At 38.6% G+C, this 23,917-nt stretch carries 23 protein-coding genes, 1 tRNA gene and 1 riboswitch; of the genes, 6 read left to right on the top strand and 18 right to left on the bottom strand.

All coding sequences use genetic code 11. The annotated features are described in order from the left end of the window. Positions 1-52: 52 nt before the first annotated feature. On the top strand, positions 53-787 hold the full coding sequence (locus ACO1O5_RS06900; RefSeq protein WP_486269103.1) for a choice-of-anchor J domain-containing protein: 735 nt from the start codon (positions 53-55) through the stop codon (positions 785-787). 140 nt (positions 788-927) lie between these two features. Beyond that, a complete protein-coding gene (rnhA, locus tag ACO1O5_RS06895; RefSeq protein WP_486269102.1) occupies positions 928-1,401 on the top strand; it encodes a ribonuclease HI in 474 nt (157 codons plus the stop codon). Positions 1,402-1,422: 21 nt separating this feature from the next. Here the strand turns inward: rnhA and ACO1O5_RS06890 are convergent, their stop codons facing one another. Further along, on the bottom strand, positions 1,423-2,004 hold the full coding sequence (locus ACO1O5_RS06890; RefSeq protein WP_486269101.1) for a DUF6580 family putative transport protein: 582 nt from the start codon (positions 2,002-2,004) through the stop codon (positions 1,423-1,425). A 148-nt stretch (positions 2,005-2,152) separates the two neighbouring features. On the opposite strand from ACO1O5_RS06890, the gene ACO1O5_RS06885 reads away from it, so the two are divergent. Continuing rightward, positions 2,153-2,509, top strand: a complete 357-nt coding sequence (locus ACO1O5_RS06885) for a YraN family protein (protein ID WP_486269100.1) — start codon at positions 2,153-2,155, stop codon at positions 2,507-2,509. Between the two features lie 59 nt (positions 2,510-2,568). Here ACO1O5_RS06885 and ACO1O5_RS06880 read toward each other — a convergent pair whose 3' ends face one another. From ACO1O5_RS06880 to ACO1O5_RS06865, 4 genes are all read right to left on the bottom strand, one after another. Then, entirely contained in the window at positions 2,569-3,561 is a 993-nt protein-coding gene (locus ACO1O5_RS06880) for a chorismate synthase (protein ID WP_486269099.1), read from the bottom strand. A gap of 129 nt (positions 3,562-3,690) precedes the next feature. Next, positions 3,691-4,557 carry a GTPase Era gene (gene era / locus ACO1O5_RS06875; RefSeq protein WP_486269098.1) on the bottom strand — a complete coding sequence of 289 codons (867 nt, stop codon included), beginning with the start codon at positions 4,555-4,557 and terminating at the stop codon, positions 3,691-3,693. 194 nt (positions 4,558-4,751) lie between these two features. Further along, the gene (locus ACO1O5_RS06870) at positions 4,752-5,003 is read right to left on the bottom strand and encodes a GIY-YIG nuclease family protein (RefSeq protein ID WP_486269097.1); all 252 of its coding nucleotides are present in this window, start codon (positions 5,001-5,003) and stop codon (positions 4,752-4,754) included. A gap of 41 nt (positions 5,004-5,044) precedes the next feature. Continuing rightward, positions 5,045-5,116: transfer RNA gene (locus ACO1O5_RS06865), tRNA-Met, on the bottom strand. A gap of 128 nt (positions 5,117-5,244) precedes the next feature. On the opposite strand from ACO1O5_RS06865, the gene ACO1O5_RS06860 reads away from it, so the two are divergent. Then, complete coding sequence (locus tag ACO1O5_RS06860; RefSeq protein WP_486269096.1) at positions 5,245-6,108, top strand: alpha/beta hydrolase; 864 nt, start codon at positions 5,245-5,247, stop codon at positions 6,106-6,108. 1 nt (position 6,109) lies between these two features. On the opposite strand, the gene ACO1O5_RS06855 is transcribed toward ACO1O5_RS06860, so the two are convergent. The 8 genes from ACO1O5_RS06855 to ACO1O5_RS06820 form a co-directional block, all read right to left on the bottom strand. Then, positions 6,110-7,030 carry a tetratricopeptide repeat protein gene (locus ACO1O5_RS06855; RefSeq protein ID WP_486269095.1) on the bottom strand — a complete coding sequence of 307 codons (921 nt, stop codon included), beginning with the start codon at positions 7,028-7,030 and terminating at the stop codon, positions 6,110-6,112. A 131-nt stretch (positions 7,031-7,161) separates the two neighbouring features. After that, positions 7,162-7,641: a lipid-binding protein gene (locus ACO1O5_RS06850; protein WP_486269094.1), complete on the bottom strand. Its 480-nt coding sequence runs from the start codon at positions 7,639-7,641 to the stop codon at positions 7,162-7,164. Positions 7,642-7,668: 27 nt separating this feature from the next. Then, on the bottom strand, positions 7,669-8,328 hold the full coding sequence (locus ACO1O5_RS06845) for a DUF5011 domain-containing protein (RefSeq protein WP_486269093.1): 660 nt from the start codon (positions 8,326-8,328) through the stop codon (positions 7,669-7,671). Positions 8,329-8,350: 22 nt separating this feature from the next. Then, positions 8,351-9,850 carry a SusD/RagB family nutrient-binding outer membrane lipoprotein gene (locus ACO1O5_RS06840; RefSeq protein ID WP_486269092.1) on the bottom strand — a complete coding sequence of 500 codons (1,500 nt, stop codon included), beginning with the start codon at positions 9,848-9,850 and terminating at the stop codon, positions 8,351-8,353. Between the two features lie 18 nt (positions 9,851-9,868). Beyond that, a complete protein-coding gene (locus ACO1O5_RS06835) occupies positions 9,869-13,099 on the bottom strand; it encodes a SusC/RagA family TonB-linked outer membrane protein (protein ID WP_486269091.1) in 3,231 nt (1,076 codons plus the stop codon). Positions 13,100-13,548: 449 nt separating this feature from the next. After that, a complete protein-coding gene (locus ACO1O5_RS06830; protein WP_486269090.1) occupies positions 13,549-14,316 on the bottom strand; it encodes a LytR/AlgR family response regulator transcription factor in 768 nt (255 codons plus the stop codon). Between the two features lie 2 nt (positions 14,317-14,318). After that, positions 14,319-15,125, bottom strand: a complete 807-nt coding sequence (locus ACO1O5_RS06825) for a sensor histidine kinase (RefSeq protein WP_486269089.1) — start codon at positions 15,123-15,125, stop codon at positions 14,319-14,321. A 780-nt stretch (positions 15,126-15,905) separates the two neighbouring features. Further along, on the bottom strand, positions 15,906-16,622 hold the full coding sequence (locus ACO1O5_RS06820) for a head GIN domain-containing protein (protein ID WP_486269088.1): 717 nt from the start codon (positions 16,620-16,622) through the stop codon (positions 15,906-15,908). A gap of 95 nt (positions 16,623-16,717) precedes the next feature. Beyond that, a riboswitch (TPP riboswitch) is annotated at positions 16,718-16,820 on the top strand. 46 nt (positions 16,821-16,866) lie between these two features. Here ACO1O5_RS06820 and ACO1O5_RS06815 point away from each other — a divergent pair. After that, on the top strand, positions 16,867-19,032 hold the full coding sequence (locus tag ACO1O5_RS06815; protein ID WP_486269087.1) for a TonB-dependent receptor: 2,166 nt from the start codon (positions 16,867-16,869) through the stop codon (positions 19,030-19,032). A gap of 418 nt (positions 19,033-19,450) precedes the next feature. On the opposite strand, the gene ACO1O5_RS06810 is transcribed toward ACO1O5_RS06815, so the two are convergent. From ACO1O5_RS06810 to ACO1O5_RS06790, 5 genes are all read right to left on the bottom strand, one after another. Beyond that, a complete protein-coding gene (locus tag ACO1O5_RS06810; RefSeq protein WP_486269086.1) occupies positions 19,451-19,756 on the bottom strand; it encodes a rhodanese-like domain-containing protein in 306 nt (101 codons plus the stop codon). An 11-nt stretch (positions 19,757-19,767) separates the two neighbouring features. After that, the gene (locus ACO1O5_RS06805) at positions 19,768-20,592 is read right to left on the bottom strand and encodes a PASTA domain-containing protein (RefSeq protein ID WP_486269085.1); all 825 of its coding nucleotides are present in this window, start codon (positions 20,590-20,592) and stop codon (positions 19,768-19,770) included. A gap of 48 nt (positions 20,593-20,640) precedes the next feature. Further along, positions 20,641-21,630, bottom strand: a complete 990-nt coding sequence (locus ACO1O5_RS06800; RefSeq protein ID WP_486269084.1) for a D-alanine--D-alanine ligase — start codon at positions 21,628-21,630, stop codon at positions 20,641-20,643. Positions 21,631-21,711: 81 nt separating this feature from the next. Then, a complete protein-coding gene (locus tag ACO1O5_RS06795) occupies positions 21,712-22,194 on the bottom strand; it encodes a YybH family protein (protein ID WP_486269083.1) in 483 nt (160 codons plus the stop codon). Positions 22,195-22,299: 105 nt separating this feature from the next. Continuing rightward, positions 22,300-22,647 (bottom strand): 4Fe-4S dicluster domain-containing protein, encoded by a 348-nt coding sequence (locus ACO1O5_RS06790; protein WP_486269082.1) that lies wholly within the window; start codon positions 22,645-22,647, stop codon positions 22,300-22,302. 108 nt (positions 22,648-22,755) lie between these two features. Here ACO1O5_RS06790 and ACO1O5_RS06785 point away from each other — a divergent pair, with 108 nt between their 5' ends. Then, a complete protein-coding gene (locus ACO1O5_RS06785) occupies positions 22,756-23,751 on the top strand; it encodes an acyl-CoA reductase (RefSeq protein ID WP_486269081.1) in 996 nt (331 codons plus the stop codon). Positions 23,752-23,917: the final 166 nt, after the last annotated feature.

Genomic DNA, 23,917 nt, shown 5'->3' with positions numbered 1-23,917 from the left:
ATTAATTTCACTTCAAGCCATTAATTACCGGGATTAACCAGGAAACACGTACATGAGATTCTTAATTGAAACAAAATTTCTTGCTGCTCTAAGTTCGATTTTACTGATTTTATATTCCTGTAAAGACGCTGGTTATCTTGCAAAAATTCCACCGGTAGTGGATCAATCATTTGTCGAAGAATTCGATACATCTTCCGCCGCAGTGGCGAGGGGGTGGCAATTGATAAATACAAGTCTTCCGAAAGGTAGCGGCGTTTGGAAAAACGGTGGACGCATTCCTCCATTTTTTAACGCTTATTCCAATAAAGGTAATTATGCGGGGTTTATTGGTGCTGATTATCTGTCTACTTCAGCGCAACAGGGAACGATCAGCAACTGGCTGATTTCGCCATCAATAATTATGCAAAATGGTGATAAGATCATTTTTTATACAAGAGCCTGGCAGCTTTTCGATGGAGTGAGTGATACTACGGATTTTGGCAATAGTTTACAAGTGAGAATGAATCCTTCAAATGATAGCGTCGATGTAGGGCAAGGAACTGGTTATGGAAGTTTTTCAAAAGTATTACTCTACATAAATCCAAATCTTATATACAGCAGTATCCTTCATCCTGATGTATTCGCATATCCATCTCAATGGACACGATTCGAAATAACTGTTACAGGACTTGATGTTGCACAAAGATCAAGATTTGGTTTTCGCTATTATGTTACTAACGGTGGATCAAACGGGAATGCCTCAGGTATAGGCATTGATTCGGTGGCCTATAAAAGTGCAGGGCACTAATTAATTGATTGGTAGTTGATGAAAAACAAAAGTATAATATTTAATTGTAGCTTTTTGTGCTGCTAAGTGCCGCAGATCATCTTTCTAATAATACATCTGGCAGGCTCATACTGAAATTCGCTTTAAAAGATATACCTAAAATGAATGAACAACCCGGCATTGTAAAAGTTTATACTGACGGCGCTTCGCGGGGAAACCCCGGCAAAGGCGGCTACGGAGTTGTGTTGCTGTGGGGCAGCCACAAAAAAGAATTGTCGCAGGGTTATCGGCTGACAACTAACAACCGAATGGAACTTATGGCCGTTATTGCGGCACTCGAAGCAATGAAAAAAAACAATTTGAACCTTGTAATTTACTCAGACAGCAGCTATGTTGTAAAAGCGGTTATGGAAGGCTGGCTAAAAAAATGGATCAGGACAAATTTTAAAGGCAATATAAAGAACCGCGACTTATGGGAACGCTACGATGATCTTTCGCAAAATCATACCATCAATTTTAAATGGGTAAAAGGCCACGCAGAAAATATTTACAACAACCGGTGCGACGTACTCGCAACAGAAGCGGCAGATGGCAATCATCTCTTAATTGATGCGGGATATGAAGAAAAAAAATAACGAAAATCCGCAGTTGTTATTTTACTCCTTTACAGGATTCGCAAGAGAATGCAAAGAACGTTGCGCAATAAGAAAATAGCTTCCAAATAACACAGCAGAAAAAATTAAAGTTGCCGCGATGCTCCACGCATAGAAAGGCAACCCATCACCTAGTGTTAAAATAAGCCCGTTAAAAGTTTTGGGCCTTCCCAATCCAGCTAAAGGTGAATTGCTCATCCACACCATAGAATTGGAGAGGAAAAAATAAGCCGTTGGAGCAGCTACTGAAGCAAGAGCAATTTTGCCAATATTGAAATTTTTAATAAAGAACCCGAAGAAAGTCATCAGGCCAAATAAAATATAGTTCGTCAGTTGGCCTTCGTAAAAACCACTTATGTTACCAACTCCATTCCTGTATAAAACTTCGTAGAAGGCATCTGAAATGAACATCGACAAAAGCGGAAGGATAAACGCAAGTTTTTTATCTTTTATAATCGCTCCGCCAAAAATTGCCATAGCCAGTTGCGGCGCAAAACCATAAGGCCTTCCCGGCATGATTCTATATAAAGATGCAATTACAATTAAAAGGAGAAGACTAATGAGAACCTGCCTTGATATTTTCATAACTATTACTGTTTGGGCAAAAGTAAGCAATATTAATTTTTTTACAGGGTGGCTTTATCAACAAAATATTGGCAGAACTCGTTTAATCTTTTGAAAAGTTCAAATTTTTTAAAAGTTATGCCTATGTTTAAATTTTATAAATTGTAACATGGCGCACCACAATTCTACCGGCAAGCTCGGGGAACAAATGGCATCAGAATATTTATCAAAAAATGGATTTGTGATCCTCCACAAAAACTGGAGACACAGCCATTGGGAGGTCGACATAATTGCATCTATGAAAGGCATATTGCATTTTATAGAAGTAAAAACAAGAAGAACAAAAAAATTTGGATATCCTGAAGATGATGTGACGAAAAAGAAAGTTACCAACCTTATTAATGCCTCGGAAGAATTTCTACTTATATATCCCGAATGGAAACGAATTCAATTTGATATTCTTGCTATCAATTTGTCGGGAAATGAGCCTACTGAATTTTTCTTTATTGAAGATGTGCACCTGTAGCTTATTAGTTATGCGTTACGATTTATTAGTTATGAATTGCCCTATGTATTCTTAACTTGTTACGTCTTCACAACCATCATCAGATCTGCAATGACCATCGCTGTTACTGCTTCCAATACAACTGGAACTCTCAGAGCAATACAAAGATCGTGACGGCCTTTTACTGAAAATGGTTCAACCTCGCCGGTTTCTGTATTTAATGTTTGTTGCTCTTTCGGAGTTGAAGAAGTGGGCTTTACGACAATGCGAAATACCAATTCATTGCCATTGGTAATTCCACCTAAAATACCACCTGCATTGTTCGTTGCAGTTGTTCCATCGGCGTTTATGAGCGCATCGTTATGTTGGCTTCCAAACATTTTTGCAGCTGCAAAACCGGCGCCAAATTCTATTCCCTTTACGGCTGGAATAGAGAACACTGCATGACTTAACACAGATTCTGCTGAATCAAAAAAAGGCTCTCCTAATCCAATCGGTAGATTACTTACGCGACACTCCACAATTCCTCCAACAGAATCTTTTTCATCAATTGCTTTTTGCAAGCCTTTTTCAATATCCTTTTCCCCTCCTATCTCAAGAATAGTTGAATGGATGCCAATTTTATTCTCGGGTGAAAGGGACGCTATAACTCTTTTGGCAACAACGCCTGCAGCGACTATGGCTACTGTTAGTCTTCCGCTGAAATGGCCGCCACCCCGGTAATCTTCAAATCCGTTAAATTTTTTATGCGCCACAAAGTCGGCATGGCCGGGCCTTGGTACAGCTTTTTGCTTTTCATAATCACCACTACGCGTGTTACTATTCTTAAATAAAATAGTGAGAGGCGCCCCGGTTGTTTTACCGTCAAAAACGCCGGTTATAAATTCCGGAATGTCATCTTCTTTACGTGGCGTCGTACCTTTTGCCCCGGGCTTACGCCTTTCAATATCTTCTGTAAAATCTCTTGCTGTCATTGTTATCCCGGCAGGACAACCGTCTATATTAACGCCAACGAAACTGCCGTGTGATTCTCCAAAAATGGTCATCCTGAATATTCTTCCAAATGAATTCATGTCTGTGCTTAATATGTCACGAAATTAAATTATTATATGTACGAAGTGCGATGGAATACATAGTTTTCAAGTTAATTGAAGTGTTCGAACATCGTACATCCAACATCGTACACCGTACACATTACATTGCTAGTACCCATATTCCTTCAACTGTATTTCATTATCTCTCCACTTTGGCCGCACTTTTACGAACAGTTCCAAAAAAACTTTATTCCCGATAAATGCCTCTATATCCTTCCTGGCCTGCGTTCCCAATTCTTTAATCATTTTACCACCTTCGCCCAACACAATTCCTTTCTGCGTTTCTCTTTGCAAAATAATATCAGCAGCTATTTTTGTAAGTGTTGTCTTCTCCTTAAACTCCTGCACAAGTACCGTTGCATGATAAGGAATTTCATCCTGGTATAAATAAAATATTTTCTCCCTGATTATTTCGCCAACAAAAAATTTCATTGGGAGATCGCTCAAATTATCATCCTGGTAAAATGGTTCTCCTTCCGGTAACAACAAAATAATTTCGTCCAGTAATTCTTTAACCCCGACTTTCTTAAGCGCCGAAATGGCAACTATCTTTTTGCAGTATTTTTTATCAGAAAAAAAAGCGGTTACTTCCTCAAGCCTTCTTTTATCAGCAACATCAATTTTATTGAGCACTACTAAGGAGGGCACTCTCAATGAAAGAGAAGAAAATATCGTATCGGCTTCTGCTAAGTCATCTCTAATATCAACAATCAGCAGCGCTACATCCGCATCTTCGAGGCTATCCTTAACAGCCTTCATCATCTTCTCGTGTAATTTGTATTTGGGCTCGATGATACCGGGGGTATCCGAAAAAATTATTTGATACTTTGCGTCTGTTAGTATCCCCTTAATACGATGCCTGGTAGTTTGAACTTTCGGTGACACAATTGCAAGCTTCTCTCCCATTAAGGCATTAAGCAGTGTGCTTTTACCAGCATTGGGTTTACCAAAAATATTTACAAAGCCTGATTTCATAAATTACCGCAATTGAGTATCGCAAAGGTCGCGATGAAAACGCAAAGAAAACATAGTTCACCTCACGGATCTTCAACCTTTCGTATGAGACTTACTAATTAATATTCCCTTTAAAATAAAAAATCCCGGCATTCCGGGACTTTGTTGCGAAGGGAGTTCGCCGCGGCGAATCCGCCCTTCGCGGGTATAAGTCCCTATTTTTTATTTGTAATTAAAGATGCAATAAACTCCCTTCCTACCCCACTTTTTAAATACTTTTCTCTTTTTAACGAATCTGATTTATTGATATACTCTTCGGTATGGATAATTACCCAAGGCCGAAAGTTTTTAGTCCAACCTTTTGTCCCCAGTTCATTATGCGATTTAAATCGTTCTTCGAGATCAGATGTCATACCGGTATAGGTTTTATTATGCTTTTCAGAATATAAAATATAAACAGTAAACATCTTAATTGAAAAAACCGCATCATTTTATTGATACGGTCTTGTTGCGAAGGGAGGGTTCGAACCTCCGACCTTCGGGTTATGAGCCCGACGAGCTACCGCTGCTCTACTTCGCGATATATCTTTTAATACTTTTTATTGTTTTAGATGTTTTGTCCAACTCCGCGATCTTATTCTACTTCTCGATTTTGGATTGCAAATGTAAGGTTTATAATTTTTAAACCAAATTTTAATACATTAGCAAATGCAAATCAAACAATATTTACATCAATTTTTAACATCACTTTTTTTTATTGGCGCATTTACGTCCTGCCATCACAAAATAAAAGAGGCAAAGGATTCAGTTTATTCACGTCACCTTCAAAAACATATTGATCTTACCATCCTCAGTACACCGGTTCCCAGGGATAAAAATTCGTTTAACCTTCTCTTGCTAAACGATGGACAAGACATTGGTCAATTGCGGATAAAGGAAATTGTAGATAGTCTCAACAGAAAGAAACTACTGCAGCCGTTATTAATAGTTGCTGTTAATGCTTTCGACAGAATGCAGGAATATGGAGTTGCCGGTTACCCGGATTATCAGAACAACGGGACTGCCGCCGAAAAGTATGCAGCATTTATCGACGACGAATTAATTCCTTTTATAAAAAAGAGAGCAGGTGTAAGAAAATTTAATTCGATAACTATTGCAGGATGTTCTTTGGGTGGCCTTTCCGCATTTGACGTTGCGTGGGACCATGCTGATAAAATTGATAAGGTTGGTGTATTCTCAGGTTCTTTTTGGTACCGCGATAAAGATGCAAACGATGCCACCTATTCCGATGATAAAGATAGGCTCGTCATAAACAAAATAAGATCGTCGAGAAAACGACCGCATTTAAAATATTGGTTTTATGTGGGAGGAAAAGAAGAAACTGCAGACCGTGATAAGGATGGTATTATTGACGTAATCGATGACACTAAAGATTTGATTGACTTAATTAAAAACAAAAATGTTTGCCCACCGGGTGATATCAACTATACTGAAGTTGCCGCAGGCACTCATGACTACAATTCGTGGAGCCATGTGTTGCCGCAATTTTTAATTTGGGTTGATGGAAATTGATTCATTTTTTCTTCCTCTTATATGTAAGATCGTAAGAGACATTCCAGGTTTTACCATCATCCATTGAATATTCCTGGAACTGTCGAACCTGGTCTGGTCCCTGGTTAAAAAACCTGAACCTGATTTTCGTGTTACCCTGTGCGTTAGTTGATGAAGATTCAAATTCCATCACGCTATCTTTATACACGCCATTGATATATTCCGTTACGGCGCCCCCGGAGCCAACCCAAACCTGTTTCCACTTATTGGTCTTTGGATCAACAAAATTCATACTCTTACCGGTGTTAGGATAACCAATTGCCGTCCAGTTTTCAAGAATAAAACAACCCCCCGCTTCCATTTCAATTTTACTGGATCCCACAATTTGATTGCCGCCGGTGGGATACACATCCCAGTCACCGATCCAGAAGTCAAACTCACGGGCATGTGCATTATGTAAACAGGGATATAGTTTATCAGTGGCTTTTAAAACCAGGTTTTTAAATTTTGCATCTTCCCTTATGTTATTGTATTCCTTCGCTGAATCAAGTTCAGGAATGTTCGAGTATCCGTGAACAATAGCACTGTCTAATTGCTCCAGGGCTTTATCTTTTTCCTTATTTGCAGCATACGCTCTCGCAAGTCTCGAACGGATAATTGGTTCACCGGCAGGCGTTGGTTTTTTAGTTAATGAGAGCTCAAAATTTTTAATAGCAAGGTCATACCGTCCCATGTTGAGATAAGAAAAACCAAGCCGGTTTGTTGAAAGAGCCGTTTGAGTTTCTCCTTGAGCAAAAGCATTCTCATAAGCCTTTGCTGCAGCCTGCCAGTCCTGCTTTGTATAGAATGTGTCTGCCGTTGAAATTAAAGGGCCGTTTTGCTGAGCTTCCACCGCGAGACAAACCGGCATTAAAAAAATTAAGATAAAATAAACGCTTTTCATGGAACCATTTTAGTGGTGAACGTAGAAGTAAATCGCAATTTATTATTAAATTATTTGAGCATTATGATAAATGAAATAAGGCCACAAATAATGTAACCTTATTTACCTATCCTTACTACAAATAAAAATTCTTAATAATCATCTTCGGGAAACCTTGTTCTCTCAACCCCTTTCATCTCATAAAAAGTTCCGGGATCATCAGAAAACTCAACTTTCATGTGAATGCTATCGGCTACGTTGCCGGATTTGGAATGACCGGCCTTAGGAAGTATTTTTCCATCAGTTTGATTTACGGTGATATTGTAATATTCATTCTGCGCATTATTTGCGGAGAATGTCAATGTTTTATAATCCACCTGCGATTTAAATTTAACATTCCATCCGTTTCCATAATCATCAATCCAAATGGTTCCATCATTAGCTGCAGTGTTATACGTCGCTATTTTAAAATGCCCTATGCCATAGATATCGTCTCCATTTAAGGTAAGGGTCACCCACCATTCGTTGGCAACTTTTACCGCAGAAGTTGCACCAGCGTCTTTGACCTTCTGACACGAATTCAATGAAAATATTAATACCACTATTGCTAATACTAAAGTTATTTTTTTCATTTTCTTCAATTAAAAATTTTTTGAATTTTATTGTTTCACAAAAGTTCTCAAACCGGTACCATAGATGGGGTTGAAGAATTTCCAGGAATAAGTCACCGGGTTTGCAGTAAAATCATATTTCTCGTTAGACGTGCTTGATTCGCTTCCGTCACTTGCTATTTGATCAGGAACCGTAATCGTATAGCCGCTAGGATTAATTAATACAACAATCAAATTTCGCCCGACAGACGCGCCGCCTGGATTGGCGACCTTGTAAACGCCGGGTGCGATTTTCGTCCAGATGCAGGACTCACCGGTTGCTCCTCTCACGTACGTCCCGGATAAATCGTGAGAAGAGGCACTTGCGTCAGTACTGTACACGACAACCGTTCTTGAAGCACTGGCACTAAATCCATCACTATTGGTTGCTGAATAGGTTATTCTATAAATGCCATCCGTGTTTGTGTCGACGTTACCGGTAGTTGTAACTGGCACTACTGTTCCCCCTGCTTCGGCTTTAACACCCGGTTCTGTATAAGTTCCTCCTTTGGGTATTGGGATTATTAGATCGCCAGCCAGGGTTACAATCGGATAGTAAGTAACCTTTGAAATTCCTACCCTGTCATGCGTGTTAATGATTTTATCTTTACTACACGAAACCAACATCGCAACCGAGGTAATCAATAGAAATAAATATTTATTTTTCATCTTAATTAGTTTTATTTAAAAATTATTTTCCCCACCAAACGGGCGTGGTAATGGGAACCAGTGTTGGTGTATTGGGATTGGTTGATATTTCCGCATCAGGAAATACAAGTCTTTTGGGGAATTGATTCCCTAACACTGAATTCGTTGGAACAACAAACTCGCCTGCATGCCCCGTAACGTAAGACGGATCGTTTGAATACACAGGGCTGGTTCTTGGGAAACCCGTTCTGTTTCTTTCAAACCAGGCTTCTATAAAATGCACACCATAAGCGAAAGATGCCCATTTTTGAACTATAATGGCTTCCAGGTTTTGACTGAATGAACCTGACGGATACTCGTATTCGCCTCCTGAAGCAATAAACGAACTGCCATCTTCGCCTACATCTCTAAATGAGGCAAGAACGCCTGCGTCATATAATGCTTTGGCACCGCTTCCGGCAAAATAGCGCTCTCTTGCTTCAGCCTGCATGAAATAAGATTCTGCAGCCGACAAAAAAACTACAGGGTCAGTTGGGCTCTCTTTAAATACTGTAGCTGATAATGCAGCTTGAGAAGTATTGGTAAAGTCCCCCTGGTCAAGAGGTGTAGGATTGGCGCCGAAAAAGTAATTTATTCTTGGATCGTTATGAGCTTCCAGGTAACTGACAAAAGTTTTACTAGCTACCAGGTTATTTGGAAAATTGAGCTGGCGAACATTCTGTTCGTATAGTGGATTAGAGAGACTTGGATTATCGCTAAACCCGGTAACCACTGCATCCTCTTGCAAAAATTGAGCATTTCTTGCGTAAAGGGCTTCGATGCCCGCCTGTGCTTCGGCAGGTTTTGCATTAACCATACGGAGATAAAGTTTTAGTTCTACCGTGTTTGCAAATGCTTTCCATTTTTCTATGTCGCCTCCAAACAAAAGGTCAATATTCCCCTCGCCTGTTTCTCTTAAATCAATTGCAGTTCTGGCGCTGAAATCTTTACTCAACGCAGAATCAATACCGGCAATTAGAGATTTGTAAATTGAATACCCATCGTCAAATTTGGGAGTGAGGTTTCCCAAGCCCTGCAACGCCTCCGTATAGGGGATCTGATCGTACATATCAACCAATAGCCCGGTTGCGTATGCTTTCACTACATTTCCCATTAGATAAAAGTTCCAGTCCTGCGCTTCGTTAGCTTTGTCGATTACAAATTGTATATTTTTTAAGCCATAAGTAAATAACTGCGTGTATTGCCTGTTATAATCAGTCGTCTTCATGTCAAACTGGTCAACATTTTTGTACTGATTTGATGTGGCGCCCTGGGTTATATATTCTCCCCACAAACCGCCTATTATCGCCAGGTCGCCGCCCTCTTCCGCAGCCACTCCCATTACGGCGATGGGAAAAACTATTTTTGGCGTACCAACTTCCAACCCCGGATTATTGGGGTCGTGATTTATATCCAGCGTCTTCTTACAACCTTCGCCGGTAATTATAAGCAGGGAACTTACAATAGCGGTTGCAATGATTTTTTTATTTTTAAATAATTTCATTTTAATAATAATTAGTTTTTAAAAATTTGCTTTTAAAGCGACACCAAACTGCTTGGAAAGAGGAGCCGTTTCAAATTCGCCCAACTGGCTGCTGAGATCATTGCCCCAATTGGATGCTTCAGGGTCTATATAGAGGTTCGATGCGGGAGTCCACAGTAACAGGTTCCTGGCATAAACCGTAAGGGATAGATTATGCATTTTAATTCTTGAAGCAATTTTTTCATTAAGCACATAGGATAAGGAAACGTCTCTCAGTTTCAGGAATGACCGGTCAAGAATATCGTTGCGAAAAGCAAGTGCAGGGTTGTTTCCTTCAGGGAAAAAATCCTGTATATTATTTTCGGTTATTGGTATTGTATTTTCAACATATATTGGTTTGCCACTGGCGTCCAGGCCACTTTGAATAACTGAGTTAGGATAAATAAATGGGCGGCGATCGTTATAGGTGGTTGGGACTGCACCCCCGGTGAATAACAATTGTTCTGCAGTTTTGCTGTAGAACTTGCCTCCATCACGGTAATCGAGTGAGAAATTGATTTGCCATTCTTTAAACTTTAAAGTATTTGAAAATCCCATAGCAAAATCGTTTTCTGCATTGCCATAATATATCCGGTTAGCTGTAGGCAATGGTTTGCCTGAGGTAGGACTAACAATTACTTTTCCATCGGCAGTCATTTGTGGTCCAAATGCATATATACCGGTAGCCGTCTTACCGGGAACCGCATCGAGTTCCGCACCTCCGTTAATTCCGAATATGGTAACCTTCGTAAGGCCATTTGTCAAATGCTCAACCTTGTTTACATTTTTGGTATAATTGTAATTAAATGACCAGGTTACATTTTTCGTAGACACTGGTTTTATGTCCAAAGAAAGCTCTATACCCTTATTATCAATGAGTCCGATGTTTTCGGTAAGAGCGCTATAACCAGAACCCGGGGAAATCGGCACATTCAGAATCTGGCCATCTGCAGATTTATCATAAAGCGATACGTCTAACCCGATCCTGTTATTGAAAAATCTAATATCCATGCCTACTTCGGTTTCTGTTGTAATGACACCTTTGAGATTTGAATTGGCGAGAGTATTTTGAATTCTGAAAGAACTCACGCCATTAAATGGAAATGCGACATTTCCAAATGGCAGCGGAACTGAACCCGCAACTAAAACCGGGTAAACTGAATAGACAGGAGCGGTGGTACCCGTCTTGCCATATCCTGCTCTAAATTTCAAATAGGAAATTGGAGAACTTTTTAAGTTAAAGCTATTTGAGGCTATCCACGCTAAATCACCACCGGGGTAAAAGAAGTGATTGCTGTTTATTGGCAATGTAGAAGACCAGTCATTACGGGCATTAAGCGTTAAGTAAAGCTGGCTTTTGTATCCCAGGGTCGCCTGGCTATATACACCTATCAGCCTTGTCCTGCTGGTTGCGCTGGCAGTTGTTGGTTGTTTGGTTGAGTTGGAAAGATTATAAAAGCCCGGAATCAATAAATTAGTAATTGCTGCAAATCCATTTTTTGTATCCGCCTGGTTATAATTTACACCCGCAAGTACATCCAGGTTAAAATTATTGCCGATGTCCTTATTGTATTTCAAAATAAAATCGCCATTAATACTTCCTACATAACTATTGCTCTCAATTACAGAACCAACATCAGCTGTTCTGGGTGCTCCTTCTGTATTTCCTCCTGCATCCCAACTTCCCGGATCCGGAGCATTTTTTGCGTTATAGGCATGTCCTTTCGAATTTTCAACGTCGCCGCCTACACGAAGTTGAGCCGCCAGTGACGAAGTGATTTGATAACTCATATCAAGATTTGCAAAGAACCTGTCTGCAGAAAGACTGTTGCTGTTATTATGTAAACCGTAGTAAGGGTTCTCGGCATAAGGGGTGAAGTAACTATTTACATCGAAGAATTTATTAGTGTAATCCCTGAAATCATGAATTGGTATGTCTACTGGTATTTGTAAAATATCCTGGAATATGGTTGATCCCGCAGTGCTTCCCTGCCCGGTTGCCGGTTGGTTAACCTTCCGGTTTACATAATTAAAAGAAGTATTTATTGAAAAATTCTTAAACTTATTATTAGTTCTGAGCGATAAATTATTGCGGCCAAGGTAATCAGACTTGGTTGGGATAACACCATCACTTTCTATGTTACCATAAGAGAAATAAAATGTTGATCTGTCATTTCCCCCGGAAACAGCTATTGTATTGTTCAATTCGAGCCCTGTAGTGTAAAACTTGCGGATGTTATCCTCAATAAATGAAAAGGGTTTTATGAGTTGCGAATTGTCTACAATAGACCCCCATGGCCGGACAACTCCGTCCAGCCTTGGACCCCAGCTGCCATTTTCACCTAATACAAAGGTCGCATTCCATCCCTGCCCGAAAGTTTTTTCCAAAGTAGGAAGCTTGCCAACCCTGCTAAAATTGGCAGAACCGGCGTAATCAATACTTATTTTACCAGCCTTACCTCTTTTAGTGGTTATCATGATGGCGCCGTTTCTTGCCGCAGAGCCATACAATGAAGAAGCAGCTGTTCCTTTTAAAACAGTTATGCTTTCAATATCGTTAGGGTTAATATCGTTAGCGCCATTACCAAAATCATTCTGCCCTGTTAAACCAACTGTTCCAACGTTGTTGGCTCCCGCCAATACATTAGACCCGGAATTTAATCGTGCGTCCAACAGCGGAACACCATCTATAACATAAAGGGGCTGGTTGCCACCTTCTGTTAATACTCCATATCCTCTCATAATTATTTTGGTAGATGATCCTGGTCCGCCGGTATTAGATATTTCGGCGCCAGGTACCTTACCTGCCAGCCCATCAAACGCATTTACATTTGCTGTGCGATTGATAGCTTCACTGGTAAAAGTGGTAGTGGCATAACCTAGTTTAGCTTTTTTGCTTGTTTGCCCCAAGGCTGTTACAACAACCTCTTCCATTACACCAGTGGCCGGTTTCAAGGTTATTTCCACTTTACTTTGATTACCCACCTTAACTTCGCTCTTACCGTAGTTGGCCGCCGTGATTACCAGCACATCACTGGGTTTTGCTTGTATGGAGAAAACTCCTTCCCCATTAGCAGGCAAGCCCTTAGGCGTACCTTTGATAATAACCGAAGCTCCGCTAACCGGGCTGCCTTTGTCATCAACCACTTTGCCGGTAACTACATGGCTTTGCGCAGATGCCAGTACTCCGCCAAGCATCAGCGTTATAAAAAAGATTAGAAATTTTTTCATTGATATTTTTTAAGTTTTGATAAATGAAGTAACCAGAAGGCAACAATATTTGTTAATATGTGTCAAAACTTAAAAGCTTAATTACCGAAGCATGAAATTTTTATAATGAGACATGTAGATTTATTTCTGAAAAAAAAATATTGTTTGCATTTGTTAAAATGCAACTAACGTAACAAATACTGTTTGGGATTAAAGGATGTGACTAAAACTGGAAATGCAAAATGCGAAACACCATATTGATGGGATGAAATTTCTTTGATGCACAAGTTTAAGATTATAACCTCAAAGGTTAAACGTAGTTAAGAAAGAATTGCCAGGATATGAATAACGTCATACACGTTTAATTCGGCCGCCTTTTCGGATTACAAAGAGACAGAGTCATCGTTTAATAGTAACAACAGCTGCATACTCATACTAACTAATTTCGCGGAATTTCCTTATGGAACATCTTACGCATCATGCATCCATTTCCTGAATGCCGGCGCGGTTTCCTGGCTTATAACAATGGAATGATTTATTTCAGGTATAGTAATATCGATAAGCAATTTTACCTTCTCGAACGCTTTAAAACTTTTCACATAATTGATATTAACAATGTACTGGCGGTTAACCCGGAAGAAAGTCGTATCGTCGAGTTCTTCTTCCAGCTCGCTTAATGTTTTATCGGAAATATATTTCTTAGAAAAATTATCAATTACATATACCAGCTTGTTCTGCGTATATATCAAAGCGACATCTTCAAGCCGCAGGGCAATATTTTCCAGTCCTTTTTTTACAAGTAACCTGGTCTTCCTGTGCTGGTTAATAAATTTCAACAGGTTCTCAACAGGTACTATTGCGCTGGTATTGGAAAAATGTTCCTGAAGCTTATTGTATTTCAGCAGAGCCTTTTCAAGATCACAGGTATCAACCGGTTTTAGCAGGTAGTCGATACCGTTATTCTCAAAGGCCATCATCATATAATCATCGTAGCCTGTAATAAAAATTACAGGCGAGTGAACACCGGTTTGCCTGAATATGTCGAAAGATAACCCATCTGCTAACTGAACATCGCTGAATATAATATCGGCTTCATTATGTGCTGAAATATATTCAATACTTTCTTTCACAGAATTCAGCCTCGCCTGTATATTTACGGGTGTTGATACCTCCGACAATTTTTTTACCAGCACTTCCATGGCTGGTCTTTCGTCTTCAATGATAATGGCGTTAAGCATGGCTATAGGTTTGTTTTGATTAATGGGAGTTTTACTGTGAACTCATTATCGTTTGTTTCTACCACAATATCTTTATGGCACACTAACCGGTAACGGGAACTTAAATTCCGCAATCCTATACCGGTTGAATTAACCGGGTACGACTTCGGCTTTTTATTGTTCTTTACATATATATACTCTCCGTTCAGGGCAACATTTATATACAAGGGATCTGCATCGCTAAACTCGTTATGCTTAACAGCATTTTCCACAAGAACCTGTAAAGCATAAGGCAAAATCATTAAAGTGCCTTCATGATAGTTACTCAGGTCAGTTGATAAATGAAGCTTATTGTCGTGCCGAACCTGCAACACAAAAAAATAGTTCTCAATAAATTCAAGTTCACTCTGCAGTGTTATTAATTCCCGGTCTTTATTAATTAAAAAATATTTATAAACCGACGCGAGTTTACTGTTAAACTGGTGTGCCGTGTCAGGGTCGTTTAAAATAAGCCAGGATAATGTATTAAGCGAATTAAAAATAAAATGCGGTTCAATCTCATTCTTTAACACAGACATTTCAGCTTTTGACCGCTCCCAATCGAGCTGATTCACAATTTTTGTATACAGCACCCGCTGGCTACTGAGGAACAAAATTTCGTACAAGAGGGTAAATAATAAAACCGCCAGGGATGAAAAAGCTACGCACCGGGTTATGGGCGCCCAGTCAAAAGTTTCGCTTGAAATTTTATACCATGCAATGGAAAAAACGCCTGATATAGCTGCTCCGAACAAACCTCCTATTAAAGAAATTGAAAATACTTTAATCATAGGGTTGCGAAAAGTTTTGAAGATAACCCGGCTTTTGCGATGGATCCAACTGGCGCCTGACCAAATACAAAATGAGAGCAGGATAAAATACAAATTTATGGCGATCAATTCCAGTGGTGAGTAATGACTGTATGTAATAACCCCCGAAAAAAAAGGAATCATTATCCCAAGGAGCGGAATAAAAAACAATCGCAAATATTTATCCTTGATCATAGCAGCCTGGGTTAAGATTTAATTGAAAACATGAATTTCGCCGCATCAACCATGAATTTTGGCACACCAAATTCTACTATCAAAACTATCTGCATATAATGTTATGGAATAGCAAATTTGTTTTCATGGTAAATTTCAATTATAAGTGGTTACTGATTTAAAGTTGTAAGGCATATAATAGAAATACATATAGTTGATAGTAAAAGATAGCATTGTGCCGCATCATAGAAAATATTTCCTACAATTTTTGTAGGATATTATTTTTGTTCATGTCACATTTTTACATCGGCAACAGGTGATAAAAATATTTGCAGCGATACCGATGAAATATTTTTTGAAAGTTTTCAGGATTAGTTTTAAAGTAGATTCAAAAATGGAGGATACTTATGATTCAACTTTAGAAAGAATTCAAATATCAAAGAGGCGCCTAAACTTATAAGGCAACCAGATTGAAGCATAATCGATATTGTTGAAGAATTATGAATTAAGGACGCATTTTATATAGTAAAGTATTCATAGATTACTGCGAAGAGGAAAAATCCGGCTAAGTCGAAATTCCTGCAGTAATTAATTATTTTTCCGGCCTATTGAACTTGCGCCGCTCGTTGCGATATCTTTCCTTTCAGGATCTCCTTCGTAGTACAAAGTACTTGCGCCACTCGCGCTCGCCGCAATTGAACCGGTTATTTTTAGCCTCACATCGGAAGCGCCGGAAAGTTTAGCCGTGCAATTTTCTACCTGTAAATCATAATTCTTCATGTCGCTGGCGCCGCTTGCATCCAGTTTCACATTTTCCGCAGATCCGTTTAAAGCTACGGTGGAAGCACCGCTTAAGTCCAGGCTAAGATTAACTATTTTAACCGCACCTTTAATATCGCTTGCTCCTGAAAGCTTCACCCGTATACTGTTTGAAGTAAGCGTTCCGTTTATGATGAAGTCACAGGCACCCGAACCTTCAATTCTTTCAAGGGTCTTATACGATAAGTACACTCTTAACTTTTTATTGTCGCTATTTTTTCCCCAGTGATCACTGTCGTACCAAATATCCAATACGCCATTTTTCACTTCCGTCCTGATATTATCGCGGTACTTGTCCTCGCTGGCACTTACTGCCAATGAATAATCATCTCCCTGCGATAAATAAACATCGATACCACCAGAAACTTTCAGGCCGGAAAAAGCGGTAATGTTTCTTACCTGGGCATTCGCATCATTGATTATGGTTTGCTGCGAAAAAGCGGCGGAAGAAAATAGAATAAACAGGAATAGATAAAAATATTTCATACTAACCTTTTTAACTGTAACGGTTTCGAAAAATAAAAGTTACAATATTTTTGAAATTAAACTGGGAAGTAGATTACTTTTGCATTCTAAAATCAATTTTGTTACCGGGGTGCTTCCGATTACAGTCGGAATGCTGAGATAAGACCCGCAGACCTGATCAGGATAATGCCTGCGAAGGGAGGTTGAACAATTTTTTCTATCTCTCTTTCATGTTTTGTTCTGGTCGCTTTAAAGAATAGTAAACATGAAAAAAATAATCTTTACCTGTACCGCATTAAGCTTCTATTTTACCGGGCTAACACAAGACACTTCACGTCATAAGCTAAGTGACACCCTAATGCTTGAAAACATTGAAGTAACTTCTATAAGAGCCGCTGACAAAGCACCATTTACAAAAACTAATATCACGAAAGCGGAAATTGAAAAGAATAATCTTGGACAGGACCTTCCTTTTGTTTTAGGGCAACTTCCATCGGTGGTAGTGAATTCAGACGCAGGTAACGGTATAGGGTATACGGGAATAAGTATTCGTGGCTCGGATGCATCAAGAGTAAATGTTACTTTGAATGGCATCCCTTATAACGATGCGGAAAGCCAGGGAACATATTTTGTTGACTTGCCGGATATTTCTTCTTCACTAAATTCCATCCAGGTACAACGGGGCGTTGGCACTTCATCCAATGGAGCAGGTGCTTTTGGAGCCACTATCAATCTTTCTACCAACGAGGTAAACAAGGAAAGGTATATTGAATTAAATAATACCTATGGTTCTTTTAATACCTGGAAAAACACATTAAAAGTTGGTACAGGGTTACTGGCGAAACATTTTACGGTAGATGCCCGAATATCCAGGATAAGTAGTGATGGTTATATAGATCGTGCTACCTCGAAACTCAAATCATTTTTTGTAAGCGCTGCTTATATCAGCAAGAGCAGTTCATTACGGTTTAATATTTTGAGCGGAAAAGAAAAAACCTACCAGGCCTGGTACGGCGTTCCGGAAAGTTATTTAGATAGCGACCGCACTTATAACCCGGCGGGAACCGAAAAACCAGGTGCACCGTACAGCAATGAAACGGACAATTATACACAGACCCATTACCAGCTTTTTTACGACAAGAAGATTAATGACCATGTAAGTTTTAATACCGCTATATTTCTTACACGCGGCAAAGGTTACTACGAAGAATACAGGGCCGGTCAACTTTACAGCGACTATGGACTACCTGATTACATTAATGGAGCCGACACACTTACCTCCACCGATTTAATAAGAAGGTTGTGGCTTGACAATTATTTTTACGGTGGAATTTTTTCTCTGCAATATCACCATAATAAAACACACCTTACATTCGGTGGCGGCTGGGATGAATATGATGGTAAACATTATGACATTGTAACATGGGCAACGCAGGGCTTTCCTAACAACTACGTATACTCGAATGTACCCGCTAACAAACGTGACTTTAATTTATATGGAAAGCTATTGCAGAATCTTGGCTCCGGCTTTTCAGGCTTTGTTGATTTGCAGGGACGATTTGTGAATTATGACATTAAAGGTTTTGAGGACAATCCTGGTTTGCGAATTAACAAGAGCTACACTTTTTTTAATCCTAAGGTTGGGATTTCTTTCAACAGAAATAATTTCCAGGCTTATGCCTCTTATTCTATTGGAGCAAAAGAGCCGAACCGTGATGATTTTGAAGCTGCGGCAAACGAATTACCAAAGCCTGAAATATTGTACGATGCGGAATTGGGCGTCGAAAGAAGAAACACGGCTTTTACTTATGGCGCTACATTATATTATATGAATTACCATAACCAGTTGGTTTCAACTGGAAAAATAAATGATGTTGGGGCTTATACAAGAACTAATGCTGCCAAGAGTTACCGGCTTGGTATTGAATTACAGGCAGGTGAAAAATTTACCAAATGGCTCAATGTTTCAGGAAATATTTCTTTCAGCAGAAATAAAATAAAAAACTTTACCGAGTATGTTGATGACTATGATAATGGAGGACAAATAATTTATCAATATCACAACACCAACATTTCGTTTTCACCGGATGAAGTCGCGGGTGCTACAATAAATATTATTCCAATATTAAATAGTGAAATAAGTCTCCAATCGAAATATGTGGGGCGGCAATTCCTGGATAATACTTCTCATATAAGCAGAAGTATTGATCCTTACTATGTACAAAACGTAAGATTATCGTACCGGTTAAGTACCAAAAGAACTTTCAAAACGATAGATTTTATTTTTAAAATTAATAACATCTTCAATAAAAAATATGAATCTAACGGTTACACCTATAACTATTTTTACGGTAACGAATTGACTGTTGAAAATTATTATTTCCCAATGGCGGGTACTAACTTTTTAGCCGGGGTGAATTTTAAACTGTAAATATTCAATGGTTGATGCTAAGTCGACCCCAACCGATATACTAATTTTTACATCTAATTTATTGAATTAGATAAAGCAATGCCGTGATTGGGCGACAATTGTTTTACTTATATCAAAAAATATAAATCAAATAATTCCTTTTCAAGAACTACTGGATCTACTTTTTTCATCCATTAAACGCTGTATTTCATGGTTCAGTAATCTGAATTTTTTTTGGAGGCTAATGTCTAATACATTGCAAATGAAATTTTCTCATGTGCTTTTTAGTTTTAGCACATTCCGAGCGGGCAGTCTTGTCCGCTTTTATTTTTTTATGAAACGAATTATATCTAATTACACGAATTACGTGTTATACCTGAATATGCAAATATTATTTTTAAAGGAATTTGTAATTCGATTTTCGTAATTCGTGTTACCGCTATTTAAATTTTTGCTGCCAGGCAAGCATGCCACCGGTAAGGTTTTTAGTGTTTGTAAATCCCGATTGATCCAGCATCATAGCCGCTATGCCGCTCCTGTTGCCGCTGCGGCAATATAAAATCACTTCCTCATCACGCAGGTCTTCAATGGCGTCTAATTGAAGCGACTGAATTTTTCCTAATGGAAGTAGTGTACCGCCAATATTAAATTCGGCATTTTCGTAGGGTTCTCTTACATCTACCAGGTTAAGTTTTTCCCCTTTATCAAGTCGTTGTTTAACTTCTTCAGGCGTTATATTTTGCATATCGATAGTTATTATTTTTTTATGCTGTCTGCAGGTTGTGTTTCAATTGCCGAGCTATCCGGTTGCGGTGCACTCGCTGAAATCCATACGTCCATTATCTGACCCGGCTGTATTACATTTAGCTGGCCTTCATCATTTCTTGCCTGTGGATTTTGCTTATAAATAAATGCCTTCAGCGTATCAGTAATTGGACCCGTCGGGATAATGGCCGCCAGTGTAATACCTTGCGCTTCCAACACTGATTTTGCTTCGCCAAGTGTAATTCCATATAACTCCGGAACAGGAATTTCCTGCTGCTCGACACCGCCTCCTATGACAAGACTAACGGCCGAGCCCCAACGAAGTTTTGTTCCAGGTAATATTTTTGAACCATTATAATTTTGCTCAAGAATGGTACCTTTCATAAAATAAGGACGGTAAGTAGTGTCACCTAATTTTAAATGATTCTTGGTGAGTCTTTCCAACGCAAATCGAAAACTAAGGCCTTCTATTTTTGGCATTTCAACCATTGGCAAAACTACAGGATTAACATTGAGATACACTGTCCTGTTGACTTTTACTGTAGCCCCGGCATCCGGTAATTGCTTTTTTACAGTATTGAGAGGAAGCGTATCGTTATAGACGGAATCAGTAATTGTTACATCAAAACCCTGGTCTTCCAGGTACTTCACGGCTTCATCAGTTTTTTTGCCCGTTACCGAAGGAACTTTAAGATAACTGCCATGGTTAGTGAACCAGCTAAGCGATTGAAGGAATAAAAATCCTAACAGGAAAATTAATAAAACAGCTGCGAGAAGGTTTACCCAGAAAGGTTGTTTGGAAATAAATTTAAACACAATAAAAGGTATAGGTTAAAAGATTTTGGACATGCAATATAATGAGATTTAATTATGCAGGCATTCTTCTATTAATGCAGTATAAAATTCCTTCAAGGTCCAACCAAGTATTTTTAATTGTTGCGGAACAATACTGGCTTCACTTTGGCCGGGAACTGTATTAATCTCAAGCATATAAAGCTTGTCTTCTTTTTCGTTATAAATAAAATCAATTCGTATAATTCCTTTGCAATTAAATACACGATATGCTTTCACTGCATTTTCCCTTACCAGGTCAGCAACATGATCATCTACAACTGCTGGCGTTACTTCATTGCTTGCACCATGATATTTTGCCTCAAAGTCAAAAAAATCATTCTTTGAGATTATCTCTGTGATGGGCAATGCTATAATTTCTCCCTTTGCCTTAAAAACACCAATCGTTAATTCTCTTCCTTCAATAAATTCTTCAACCAATACCTGGTCATCTTCATTAAAGGCTTTTTCAATAGCTTTCCCTAATTCTTCTGAAGGAGCATTCACTTTAGACATTCCTATGCTTGACCCGCCATTATTGGGTTTTACAAAAACGGGGAACCTAAGATTCTTTACCAACTCATCGGGGCTTTTATAATCATCCTTAAACAGCAATACCGAATTTGATACGCTTATTCCACTGGCACCGGCTACAGCTACCGTATATCTTTTATTAAAAGTAAGTGCTGAAGTAGCACAATCGCATGAAGTGTATGGGATTTTTAATAAATCAAAATATCCCTGCAGTTTTCCGTCCTCGCCAGGTGTCCCGTGTATACCAATTAAAACCGCATCAAAAGTTATCGTTTCATCTTCATCAATTAATATGGAGAAATCATTTTTATCCACCGCAACTTTATCGCCATTCTCCAATTCATAAAACCATCCGTCAACAGTAATATCAATTTTGTATAAGTTATATCTTTCTTTGTCAATATTATTTTCAAAAGTTACAGCAGACTTATAAGAGATTTCTGCCTCGCCGGAAAATCCACCAGTTACAAATGCAATCTTTGGTTTCATTTTATTTGATGATATTTATTTATAAACTGCTTTTAAACTAGTCATTTAGCTAAAAGTCATTGAAATACTACTGCCTATTGATCATTGACTATTGACTATTGCTCCTACGCCAATTCCTTCGTTGCCACTATCCAAAACAAACTTCCACTTACCATCTTTTTGCTTTTTCCAAACACTCACGTAGGTACCTCTTAATACAGTATCCTTCAATGCTAATTTATATATCCCATACGTATAACCAAGATCGTCAGATGCAGCTATTCCCGCACCGGCGGGGCTCCATGTAAGTGTATACGACGAATCGTTTACCTGGCTCAAAAAATCAATTGCATTAGCGCCAATTATAGGAGGATGACCTCCCCGCAGCAAGATACCTTCATTGTCAATATATTCGATAAAAGCTCTTTTCATTCCCTCCTTTTTGCTGAGGTTTGAAAATGCTTCATCTGCCTGAATAATTTCCTGGGTTGATCTCACTTTCGGCAGGTTATTTTTTTGGTGGCAAGAAGTTAATAATAACAATAACAATCCCGTGGCAGGTGAAATAATTTGTAATTTTTTCAAAAGTTTTCGGCATTAGTATTTTAGAAAAAGGCGAAAGCATTTTTCAACACCCTCGCCAAAACAGGAAATATCACCTGCCTTATAAGGCCAGTGGCCTTGAATATTTTATACGTGCAATTTTTCTTTTTTTGCAAGAAGTACTTCAACCGTTTCCTGGTACATTTCGTCAGGCACACAGCAGTCAACAGGGCACACAGCCGCACATTGAGGCTCTTCGTGAAACCCCTGGCACTCGGTACATTTATTAGGTACGATGTAATAAATATCGTTTGAAATTGGTGGATTACGCTGGTCGGCGTCCATTACAGAACCATCAAGCAGTGTTACGTCGCCTTTCACAGTTGTTCCATCTGCCAAAGCCCATTCCACGCCCCCTTCATATATCGCATTGTTTGGACATTCGGGTTCGCATGCCCCGCAGTTAATACATTCTTCGGTGATTTTAATTGCCATTTTTTTTTATTTAATCATTCACAACATACAAACCAATTATATACGAGTTTTGCATGCTTTAATTTTTCTTACAAATATAATAGATATACCAGATAATCTTTTATCAAAATGAATTTAGTTGAAAGAATTAATTTACTCGAAAAGTTAAGAAATTACCTTGTTGATAGCAGTGCGGAATTGAATGCTATTAAGCAAAAGGCATACGAGAAGAACAAGTGGTTTACTGAAGAATTCGTAAACCTGTCACTACAAAATATTTCAGATGAATTTCTTAACCGATCCAAATTAGAAAAGTGGATAAATCACTACCATCTCGATGATAATATCAAATCTCAAAATGTTGGGATTGTGATGGCGGGTAATATTCCGCTGGTCGGCTTTCACGATTTCTTATGTGTCTTTATTTCAGGACATAACCAAAGTATTAAACTTTCGGAGAAAGACAATGTACTGATGAAGCATGTAATTGAAAAACTCGTTGAATGGGATAAGAGCGTTGCCGGTATGGTGCAGGTTAGCGATCTTCTTAAAAATTGTGACGCATATATTGCAACCGGAAGTAATAATTCTTCGAGGTATTTTAAATATTATTTTGGAAAATATCCATCCATCATACGGGGCAATAAAACTTCAGTTGCCATATTATCCGGAAATGAATCTGCAACAGAATTAAGTTTGCTTGCTGACGACGTTCATACATACTTCGGATTAGGATGCAGAAACGTTACCAAATTATATGTCCCCAAAGGATACGATTTTGTTCCTGTATTAAATGCCTTCAGGAAATACAATTATTTTGAAGACCATACCAAATACAAAAACAATTACGATTATAATCTTGCTCTTATTATCATGAATAACAAAAAATACATGACCAACGAAAGCATTATCCTATTAGAAGAAGATAACATTTTCTCACCCGTAAGCCAGCTCCACTATACTTTTTACGGGGGCAAAAACGTTATTCCCGATGATTTAATTAATAATGAGAAACTACAATGTATAGTTGGGAACGAATTTATCGCCTTTGGTGAATCACAAAAACCACAGTTATTTGATTATGCAGATGGAATAGACGTAATGGAATTTTTACTGGCTCTTTAAGATGCTGCAATAATTACAGTTACCAAAAAGGCTGACATTTAAAACTTGTCAATATTACTTATTTAAAATGCTTAAATTTATATCTACGAAACCCTTACTAATTGTTTGTTAAAGCTAAATAAACGGTAGGATAAGATTTAAACACTTATTCTAATTTTAAGTACTT

The organism is Ginsengibacter sp., assembly GCF_057362405.1.
This window is presented reverse-complemented; position numbering and strand designations above follow the sequence as displayed.

Bases quoted from the DNA above. Each gene is read 5' to 3' on its own strand.
- ACO1O5_RS06890 (WP_486269101.1), bottom strand. From the start codon at position 2,004: ATGAAAATATCAAGGCAGGTTCTCATTAGTCTTCTCCTTTTAATTGTA.
- ACO1O5_RS06820 (WP_486269088.1), bottom strand. From the start codon at position 16,622: ATGAAATATTTTTATCTATTCCTGTTTATTCTATTTTCTTCCGCCGCT.
- ACO1O5_RS06860 (WP_486269096.1), top strand. From the start codon at position 5,245: ATGCAAATCAAACAATATTTACATCAATTTTTAACATCACTTTTTTTT.
- ACO1O5_RS06815 (WP_486269087.1), top strand. From the start codon at position 16,867: ATGAAAAAAATAATCTTTACCTGTACCGCATTAAGCTTCTATTTTACC.
- era (WP_486269098.1), bottom strand. From the start codon at position 4,557: ATGAAATCAGGCTTTGTAAATATTTTTGGTAAACCCAATGCTGGTAAA.
- ACO1O5_RS06880 (WP_486269099.1), bottom strand. From the start codon at position 3,561: ATGAATTCATTTGGAAGAATATTCAGGATGACCATTTTTGGAGAATCA.
- ACO1O5_RS06825 (WP_486269089.1), bottom strand. From the start codon at position 15,125: ATGATTAAAGTATTTTCAATTTCTTTAATAGGAGGTTTGTTCGGAGCA.
- ACO1O5_RS06845 (WP_486269093.1), bottom strand. From the start codon at position 8,328: ATGAAAAATAAATATTTATTTCTATTGATTACCTCGGTTGCGATGTTG.
- ACO1O5_RS06870 (WP_486269097.1), bottom strand. From the start codon at position 5,003: ATGTTTACTGTTTATATTTTATATTCTGAAAAGCATAATAAAACCTAT.
- ACO1O5_RS06850 (WP_486269094.1), bottom strand. From the start codon at position 7,641: ATGAAAAAAATAACTTTAGTATTAGCAATAGTGGTATTAATATTTTCA.
- ACO1O5_RS06855 (WP_486269095.1), bottom strand. From the start codon at position 7,030: ATGAAAAGCGTTTATTTTATCTTAATTTTTTTAATGCCGGTTTGTCTC.
- ACO1O5_RS06830 (WP_486269090.1), bottom strand. From the start codon at position 14,316: ATGCTTAACGCCATTATCATTGAAGACGAAAGACCAGCCATGGAAGTG.
- ACO1O5_RS06785 (WP_486269081.1), top strand. From the start codon at position 22,756: ATGAATTTAGTTGAAAGAATTAATTTACTCGAAAAGTTAAGAAATTAC.
- ACO1O5_RS06790 (WP_486269082.1), bottom strand. From the start codon at position 22,647: ATGGCAATTAAAATCACCGAAGAATGTATTAACTGCGGGGCATGCGAA.
- ACO1O5_RS06810 (WP_486269086.1), bottom strand. From the start codon at position 19,756: ATGCAAAATATAACGCCTGAAGAAGTTAAACAACGACTTGATAAAGGG.
- ACO1O5_RS06900 (WP_486269103.1), top strand. From the start codon at position 53: ATGAGATTCTTAATTGAAACAAAATTTCTTGCTGCTCTAAGTTCGATT.
- ACO1O5_RS06840 (WP_486269092.1), bottom strand. From the start codon at position 9,850: ATGAAATTATTTAAAAATAAAAAAATCATTGCAACCGCTATTGTAAGT.
- ACO1O5_RS06800 (WP_486269084.1), bottom strand. From the start codon at position 21,630: ATGAAACCAAAGATTGCATTTGTAACTGGTGGATTTTCCGGCGAGGCA.
- rnhA (WP_486269102.1), top strand. From the start codon at position 928: ATGAATGAACAACCCGGCATTGTAAAAGTTTATACTGACGGCGCTTCG.
- ACO1O5_RS06835 (WP_486269091.1), bottom strand. From the start codon at position 13,099: ATGAAAAAATTTCTAATCTTTTTTATAACGCTGATGCTTGGCGGAGTA.
- ACO1O5_RS06885 (WP_486269100.1), top strand. From the start codon at position 2,153: ATGGCGCACCACAATTCTACCGGCAAGCTCGGGGAACAAATGGCATCA.